At 72.6% G+C, this 3321-nt stretch carries 3 protein-coding genes; all 3 read left to right on the top strand.

Annotated elements, in window-relative coordinates; translation table 11 throughout:
- The first annotated feature begins 14 nt into the window (after positions 1-14).
- The 3 genes from IE330_RS38175 to IE330_RS38165 all read left to right on the top strand — a co-directional run bounded on the left by IE330_RS38175 (position 15) and on the right by IE330_RS38165 (position 3216).
- Positions 15-917 carry a carbohydrate ABC transporter permease gene (locus tag IE330_RS38175; RefSeq protein ID WP_190140772.1) on the top strand — a complete coding sequence of 301 codons (903 nt, stop codon included), beginning with the start codon at positions 15-17 and terminating at the stop codon, positions 915-917.
- Positions 914-1843 carry a carbohydrate ABC transporter permease gene (locus IE330_RS38170; protein WP_229926229.1) on the top strand — a complete coding sequence of 310 codons (930 nt, stop codon included), beginning with the start codon at positions 914-916 and terminating at the stop codon, positions 1841-1843. The genes IE330_RS38175 and IE330_RS38170 overlap by 4 nt, the downstream gene beginning before the upstream one ends.
- A gap of 104 nt (positions 1844-1947) precedes the next feature.
- The gene (locus tag IE330_RS38165; RefSeq protein WP_190140770.1) at positions 1948-3216 is read left to right on the top strand and encodes a glycoside hydrolase 5 family protein; all 1269 of its coding nucleotides are present in this window, start codon (positions 1948-1950) and stop codon (positions 3214-3216) included.
- Positions 3217-3321 lie beyond the last annotated feature (105 nt).

Below are 3321 nucleotides of genomic sequence, written 5' to 3'. Positions count from 1 at the left end.
CCAGGTTCACGGCGATCAGCAGCGGCCGCCGCACGGACCGCCGCCGCGTCCGGCGCCAACTCCCGACCAGCCCCTGGCTGTTCGCCACCCCCGGCCTCGTGGTCGTCGGCTGGTTCATCCTCTACCCGTTCGTCAGCACGGTCGCCAACGCCTTCACCGACAAACGCCAGTTGGTCGACGGCGAGTACGTCGGCCTCGCCAACTTCCGCGAGCTGCTGCACGACGACATGTTCTGGATCGGGCTGCGCAACAGCACCCTGTACGTCCTCGTGGTCGTGCCCGCGCTGGTGGTCCTGCCGCTGCTGCTCGCGCTGCTCGTCCAGAAGCAGATCCCCGGCATCACGTTCTTCCGGTCCGCCTTCTACACCCCGGTCGTCGCCTCGATCGTCGTCGTCGGCCTGATCTGGGTGTGGATGCTCGACGAGCGCGGCCTGGTGAACGCCGTCCTGGAGGCGGTGGGCGCGGACAAGGTCGGCTTCCTCAGCGACCAGTGGCTGCTGCTGTTCTCCGCCATGGCCGTCACGGTCTGGAAGGGCCTCGGCTACTACATGATCATTTACCTGGCGGCGCTCGCGAACGTCCCGCGCGAACTGCACGAGGCCGCCGCCGTGGACGGCGCGGGCTCCCTGCGCCGCTTCCTCAGCGTCACCGTGCCCGCCGTGCGCTCCACCATGGTGCTCGTCGCCGCGCTGTCCTCCGTGGCCGCGTTCAAGGTGTTCTCCGAGGTGTACCTGATGGCGGGACCCAACGGCGGGCCCGCGGGCGAGGACACCACCCTCGTGATGCTGGTGCAGCGCACCGGCACCGGACTGACCGGCCGCGTGGGCTACGCCTCCGCGATCTCCGTCGTCATCTTCGTCGTCACCGTCGCGCTGATGCTGCTCGTGCTGCGCGCGGACCGGAAGGAGAACCGATGACGACCCCGGACACCGAAGCGGTCCGCCCCCAGGCCCCCGCGCCCCGGTCCTCCACCGCCTCCCGGCCGCGGAAGTGGCGGCCCACGGACGCGAACGGGCGCCGCGTGCGCGGCTGGGAACTCGTCCTGCGCTACGTCCTGCTGCTCGCCGTCCTCGCCCTGATGATCGGCCCGTTCCTGTGGCAGCTCTCGACGTCCCTGAAGGGTCCGCACGAGAACATCTTCAGCTCCCCGCCGAAGTTCCTGCCGTCCGACCCGACCCTGCACAACTACGAGCGCGTCGCCGACACCATCCCCGTGTGGGACTACGCGCTCAACTCCCTGAAGGTCGCCGCCGCGAACGTCGTCACCAACTGCGTGGGCGCCGCCCTCGCCGGCTACGCCCTCGCGCGGCTGCGCTACCGCGGCCGCAAGGCGGCCACGCTGGTGTTCATCCTCGCCATGCTCGTCCCCGTCGAGGGCATCATCATCGCCCAGTTCACCACCATGCGGGACCTGGGCCTCAACAACACCCTCATCGGCGTGCTGCTGCCCGGCTGCGTCTCCGCCCTGAACGTCCTGCTGATGCGCAACGCCTTCCTCAACGTGCCGTACGAGATCGAGGAGGCCGCCTTCGTCGACGGGGCCAACGTGTGGCAGCGGTTCGTGCGCATCGCGCTGCCCGCGGTGAAGGGCACCCTCGCCGTCGTCGCGATCTTCGCCTTCATGGGCGCCTGGGACGACTTCCTGTGGCCCCTGATCGTGCTCAGCGACCCCGACAAGTTCACCCTCACCATCGGCCTCAACTACCTGCACGGCACCTTCGCCAACGACGAGCGCCTCGTCGCCGCGGGCACCGTCATCGCCGTCCTGCCGCTGATCGTCCTCTTCGCCTGCCTCCAGCGGTACTTCTTCCGCGGCGTGGGCGAGGGCGCGGTCAAGGGCTGACGCCCCCCGCCCCCCCCCGTGGGCCGGGCGTGCCCGCCGCACGCCGCGCCCGGCCCGCCCCTGCCCGAACCGACCGAAGCCCCCCCCGAGAACCAGGAACCGCCTTGACGTCAGACGACCAGCCCGGCGCCGCCCCCGCCGCGCCGCCCCGCTTCGGCGCCAACTACACCCCCAGCCAGGGGTGGTTCCACCACTGGCTCGACTTCGACCTGGACGCCGTACGCCGCGATCTCGACGCCATCGCCGCGCTCGGCCTGGACCACGTCCGGGTGTTCCCGATCTGGCCGTACTTCCAGCCCAACCGCACCCTGATCCGGCCGCGCGCCGTCGAGCAGCTCGTCGCGCTCGCCGACGCCGCCGCCGAGCGCGGGCTCGACGTGAACGTCGACGGGCTCCAGGGCCACCTGTCCAGCTTCGACTTCCTGCCCGCGTGGACGCAGACCTGGCACCGGCGCAACCTCTTCACCGACCCCGAGGTGGTCTCCGGCCAGCGGGAGTACCTGCGTACGCTCGCCGCGGCCCTCGCCGACCGGCCCAACTTCATCGGCATGACCATCGGCAACGAGATCAACCAGTTCGCGGCCGGCCCGCACCCCGACCCGGACCGGATCACCGAGGCCGAGGCCGAGGCGTGGCTGCGGCAGGTGCTCGACGCCTGCGAGGAGGGCGCCCCCGGGCGGCTGCACCTGCACGCCGAGTACGACGCCGCCTGGTACCAGGACGACCAGCCGTTCACGCCCGCGCACGCCGCGCGGCTCGGCGCCGTCACCGCCGTGCACTCCTGGGTGTTCAACGGCACCGCGCAGCGCCACGGGCGCGACGGCGTCGCCACCGGGCAGCACGCCGCGTACCTGATCGAGCTCTCCAAGGCCTGGGCCCTGGACCCGCACCGGCCCGTGTGGCTCCAGGAGGTCGGGGCGCCCGCGCCGCTCATTCCCGCCGCGGACGCCGCCGCGTTCACCGAGACCACGGTGGCCGCCGCGCTCGACTGCGCGGGCCTGTGGGGCGTGACGTGGTGGTGCTCCCACGACGTGTCGCGGTCCCTGGCGGACTTCCCCGAGCTGGAGTACAGCCTCGGCCTGCTGACGAACGACGGCGAGGTCAAGCCCGGCGGGGCCGCGCTGGCCCGGCTCGCCAAGGAGGCCCGTGCGGTGGCGCCCGCGCCGCGGACCACCGCGCTCGTCGTGGACATCGGCCCCGACGGGGGGCGGCGCTCCGCCTGCGGGCCCGGGGGGCCGGTCTTCGAGGCCTTCGCCCGGCTGGCCGGGGACGGGGTGCGGCCCGCGGTCGTCCTCGCGGAGCGGGTCGCTGACGCGGGGCACCTGGCGGAGCGCGGCATCACGGAGGTGGTGCACCCGTCCGACGTCCTCTGACCGCCCCGGCCCTCGCGGGTGCGCCCCGGACCCGCCCCTTTCCCGTAACCAGGGGGCTCCGCCCCCTGGACCCCCGTATCGCGCTGACGCGCTCGTCCTCAAACG

This window comes from Streptomyces longispororuber (assembly GCF_014656095.1).
Lineage (GTDB): Bacteria > Actinomycetota > Actinomycetes > Streptomycetales > Streptomycetaceae > Streptomyces > Streptomyces longispororuber.
Note: the sequence above shows the minus strand (reverse complement) of the source record. Positions and strands in the feature narration are given on the sequence as shown.

Excerpts from the sequence above, each read along its gene's own strand:
- IE330_RS38170 (WP_229926229.1), top strand. The coding sequence starts at position 914 with ATGACGACCCCGGACACCGAAGCGGTCCGCCCCCAGGCCCCCGCGCCC.